The 5,000-nt window shown below is 55.0% G+C and carries 1 tRNA gene, 2 rRNA genes and 1 pseudogene; all 4 read right to left on the minus strand.

What is annotated here, in order from left to right:
- Positions 1-888 precede the first annotated feature (888 nt).
- Positions 889-1,159, minus strand: a pseudogene (locus NLY44_RS18405) (type II toxin-antitoxin system ParD family antitoxin).
- Between the two features lie 385 nt (positions 1,160-1,544).
- Positions 1,545-1,621, minus strand: a tRNA-Met gene (locus tag NLY44_RS18410).
- Between the two features lie 257 nt (positions 1,622-1,878).
- Positions 1,879-1,993, minus strand: a 5S ribosomal RNA gene (gene rrf / locus NLY44_RS18415).
- A gap of 200 nt (positions 1,994-2,193) precedes the next feature.
- Positions 2,194-4,994: ribosomal RNA gene (locus tag NLY44_RS18420) — 23S ribosomal RNA — on the minus strand.
- Positions 4,995-5,000 lie beyond the last annotated feature (6 nt).

Here is a 5,000-nt window from a genome sequence, read left to right on the forward strand (position 1 = left end):
TGGTCACGCTTTGAATTGACGAGAACATTCACACCTAGACACATCAGTGCCTTGGTAGACTTTATTCTCTCAAAACGTGTCCGCCAAAGTCTCGTTCGAACCTTCTATCCCTGGCGGGATAAGAGGTTCAGCAGGACTCTGCCGCCCACGTTTCTCTTTCTTCAATATTCAATTTTCAAAGAACAGACATCACTTCACGCAATGTCGTGGCCCGTTCCACCTCTGGCTTCGGGGCCGTCCGAGTGTCGCTTACGCGGCTCTCTTGAATTCTCACAAGGGCTTCTCAGAAGCAAACTGCTTCGCCGCCAGCGGCGCACCGCCCTCGTTCGTGAGGCGTATATAGTCGCCACCAACCAGAACTGTCAACAGTCATCGACGATGTTTTTTCGATTTCTCGTGGAGATATCCACGGGGCGGAAATTCGTGAGCTGGCTTGGCTGAAATTGTGAGTGGTGTTCCGCTGAGGATCACTCTTCTACCAAGCTCCCATCTCTAGGCGGCGGCAGGTGCGTGCCATCGGCCTGAGAATCGCCTCCTGGCGAGTGTCGATCCCCACGCCAGCCTAAGCAGCGCTTCAGAGCCGGCCTTCCAGCAATTCCGCCGTGATGTTGCGGCCGGCGAAAAAATACCCAGGACCAGACCCGTTCGGCATCGACTGCGAAAGCAATGCTGACGGCACGTCGCCAGCCGATGATCCGCGGACCAGGCATGATCTCGACCCGCTCTGTGCCGCACTGTGGAAAAGTCGACACGCTCAGGCAATGGTCGCGGATGCCGACAACGAAATTCCAAGCGATCGCCGGCGACGCACGGGTCGGCTATGTCGTCATAGAGCTGGTCGAGTTCAGTTTCCGCCTTGGGGTGGAAGACAATGCGGTACTCCATTGCCTATTTGGCTTTCGCCTGCTTCGCGTGATGACGCGCCTCGAGCCGCGAAAAACTGTCTCGACAGGGATGCCCTTAGTTTAGCCGGATCCTGCCGGAGCTCGGTCAGGCGCGCCGGAACCTCCTCGCGCAACCATCTTTCCCGCTCCGCCTCGAAATCCTCGAGCATACGCAGGCCGGCGCGAACAACCTCACTGGCATTGTTGTAGCGGCCTGATTCGAGCTGCTTCCTGGTAAAGCTCTCATAGTGGTCGTTCAGAGCGTAGTCGGGCACGGCAACCTCCTGGAAGATTATGGCGCCGATCAAAGCCCGGTAACAATAGATAGCAATGATTGGAAGCGCACGATCACGGTTCGTTTTCCAAGATCTGATGGCGAGAGAATGGTTCGTCGCCTGGTTTTGCAGGATCCAAAGCGTCCGGTCACCATCGCGCCGGCGCGTGGCGGTTGCCGCGCTGACAGAGCCGGGAGCCAACCGGCTTCGCGTGGGCAAAGGTGCCGAATACAAAAGGCCTGCGAGCTGCGGGCGGTTGGGGGTCATGATTTGGCTTTTCTGTCCCACGGTCGGCTTCGCCTGCTTCCGACCCCTGGTGCAGGTTAAAATCGCCATCGATCACGGTCCGAACGCAAAAAGCCCGCGTGAAGCGGGCTTTTTTTGTTGGTTGCGGGGACAGGATTTGAACCTGTGACCTTCAGGTTATGAGCCTGACGAGCTACCGGGCTGCTCCACCCCGCGTCACCTCCAGGGCAAGCTCTTGCTTGCTCCGGACTCTCCAGGGCAAGCTCTTGCCTGCTCCGGATCTGAAGCAAGCGTTTGCTTGCTTATCTGGACGTAAGCCTGGGCCTATGAACAGGATGGCTTACAGATAGGTATATGGCTGACCAAATGAAAGGGCCGCTTGCGCGGCCCGTGATCCCTTGGCGGGCCTTTTCGTAGAGAGAAGATTCAGTTTCATCCGGTTTGCGGATGAGAGTTCAACGTGCGTTTTGCAGACCTGGCAGCGACCTACTCTCCCGCGTCTTGAGACGAAGTACCATCAGCGCTGGAGCGTTTCACGGCCGAGTTCGGAATGGGATCGGGTGCAGCCGCTCCGCCATAACCACCAGGTCGGCAAAACGCACGTTATATCGAGAAGCTGTTTTTTCGTGCCAAGGCGACGTTTGTGTCTAGCTAACGGACAAAGTCCGCAAGCGCGACTGCGCGTCGCCGGTTTTCCGGCGCCCTCGCGGAGCATAGGCCCTGTAAGGGCCGCTCATGCGTGAGCGCTGGTCAGATCATCGTGTTCACGATGAGCATAAGGAATGAGAACGATCAAGCCGATCGAACTATTAGTACCGGTAAGCTTCAAGCGTTGCCGCTCTTCCACACCCGGCCTATCAACGTGGTCGTCTTCCACGGTTCTCAGGGAATACTCGTTTTAAGGTGGGTTTCCCGCTTAGATGCCTTCAGCGGTTATCCCGTCCGGATATAGCTACCCTGCTATGCGGCTGGCGCCACAACAGGTCCACCAGAGATCCGTCCATCCCGGTCCTCTCGTACTAGGGACAGATCCTTTCAATATTCCTACACCCACGGCAGATAGGGACCGAACTGTCTCACGACGTTCTGAACCCAACTCACGTACCGCTTTAAATGGCGAACAGCCATACCCTTGGGACCTGCTCCAGCCCCAGGATGCGATGAGTCGACATCGAGGTGCCAAACAACCCCGTCGATATGGACTCTTGGGGGTCATCAGCCTGTTATCCCCGGCGTACCTTTTATCCGTTGAGCGATGGCCCTTCCACGCGGGACCACCGGATCACTATGACCGACTTTCGTCTCTGCTCGACTTGTCAGTCTCGCAGTCAGGCAGGCTTATGCCATTGCACTCAGCGAACGATTTCCGACCGTTCTGAGCCCACCATCGCGCGCCTCCGTTACTCTTTAGGAGGCGACCGCCCCAGTCAAACTACCCACCATACATTGTCCCGGACCCGGATAACGGGCCGCGGTTAGACATCCATAGTAATAAGGGTGGTATTTCAAGGGTGGCTCCACCTGAGCTGGCGCCCAGGTTTCAAAGCCTACCACCTATCCTACACATGCCACTACGAATGCCAATGTAAAGCTATAGTAAAGGTGCACGGGGTCTTTCCGTCTAACCGCAGGAACCCCGCATCTTCACGGGGAATTCAATTTCACTGAGTCTATGCTGGAGACAGCGGGGAAGTCGTTACGCCATTCGTGCAGGTCGGAACTTACCCGACAAGGAATTTCGCTACCTTAGGACCGTTATAGTTACGGCCGCCGTTTACTGGGGCTTCGATTCAGAGCTTGCACCCCTCCTCTTAACCTTCCAGCACCGGGCAGGCGTCAGACCCTATACGTCGTCTTGCGACTTCGCAGAGCCCTGTGTTTTTGATAAACAGTCGCTACCCCCTGGTCTGTGCCACCCTCCTCTACTTGCGTAGAAAAGGGTCACGCTTCTTCCGAAGTTACGCGTGCAATTTGCCGAGTTCCTTCAGCATAGTTCTCTCAAGCGCCTTGGTATACTCTACCTGACCACCAGTGTCGGTTTCGGGTACGGTTTATAAGGAGGAGCTATTTCCTGGAACCGCTCCGCTGCCCGTTCAATCCGATAAGATTGGACAACTTGTGCGATCCGTCACTACCTCCAAGCCCACGAATATTAACGTGGTTCCCATCGACTACGCGTTTCCGCCTCGTCTTAGGGGCCGGCTAACCCTGCTCAGATTAGCTTTAAGCAGGAACCCTTGGTCTTTCGGCGGGGGAGTCTCTCACTCCCCTTACGTTACTCATGTCAGCATTCGCACTTCTGATACCTCCACCACCCCTCACGGGTATGGCTTCGTCAGCTTACAGAACGCTCCGCTACCGCTTGGCCCTTGCGGACCAAACCCTAAGCTTCGGTGTATGGCTTTAGCCCCGTTACATTTTCGGCGCAAAGACCCTTATTTAGACCAGTGAGCTGTTACGCTTTCTTTAAATGATGGCTGCTTCTAAGCCAACATCCTGGTTGTTTTGGGATCCTCACATCCTTTCCCACTTAGCCATAACTTGGGGACCTTAGCTGTAGGTCAGGGTTGTTTCCCTTTTCACGACGGACGTTAGCACCCGCCGTGTGTCTGCCGACTAGTACTCCCAGGTATTCGGAGTTTGGTTAGGTTTGGTAATCCGGTGAGGACCCCTAGCCCATCCAGTGCTCTACCCCCTGGGGTATTCGGTCGACGCTCTACCTAAATAGATTTCGCGGAGAACCAGCTATTTCCGAGTTTGATTGGCCTTTCACCCCTAGCCACAAGTCATCCCGAACTATTGCAACAGTTATGGGTTCGGTCCTCCAGTAAGTGTTACCTTACCTTCAACCTGCTCATGGCTAGATCACTCGGTTTCGGGTCTAATGCGACGAACTGAACGCCCTGTTCAGACTCGCTTTCGCTGCGCCTACACCTAGCGGTTTAAGCTTGCTCGTCACACTAAGTCGCTGACCCATTATACAAAAGGTACGTGGTGACCCTTGCGGGCTCCCACTGTTTGTAGGCAATCGGTTTCAGGTACTCTTTCACTCCCTTGTCGGGGTGCTTTTCACCTTTCCCTCACGGTACTAGTTCGCTATCGGTCATGCACGAGTACTTAGGCTTGGAAGGTGGTCCTCCCAATTTCAGACAGGATTTCACGTGTCCCGCCTTACTCGAGGACGATTGATCGCATTACGCGTACGGGGCTGTCACCCACTATGGCCCTACTTTCCAGAAGGTTCCGCTTGTCTCTCAATCGCCACTGGCCTGGTCCGGGTTCGCTCGCCACTACTTCCGGAGTCTCGGTTGATGTCCTTTCCTACGGGTACTTAGATGTTTCAGTTCCCCGCGTTCGCCACTTTATCCCTATGTATTCAGGATAAGTTACCTATTATCGATACTTGGAAACCACAGTAGCAGATCGCTCTGCTACTCTGATTTTCCAAGTACCTTAGGTGGGTTTCCCCATTCGGAAATCTACGGATCAAAGGGTATTCGCACCTCCCCGTAGCTTATCGCAGCGTATCACGTCCTTCATCGCCTGTGCATGCCAAGGCATCCACCAATTGCCCTTAAGACACTTGATCGTTCTC

Origin of the sequence: Mesorhizobium sp. C089B (assembly GCF_030323125.1) — a bacterium.
GTDB lineage: Bacteria > Pseudomonadota > Alphaproteobacteria > Rhizobiales > Rhizobiaceae > Mesorhizobium.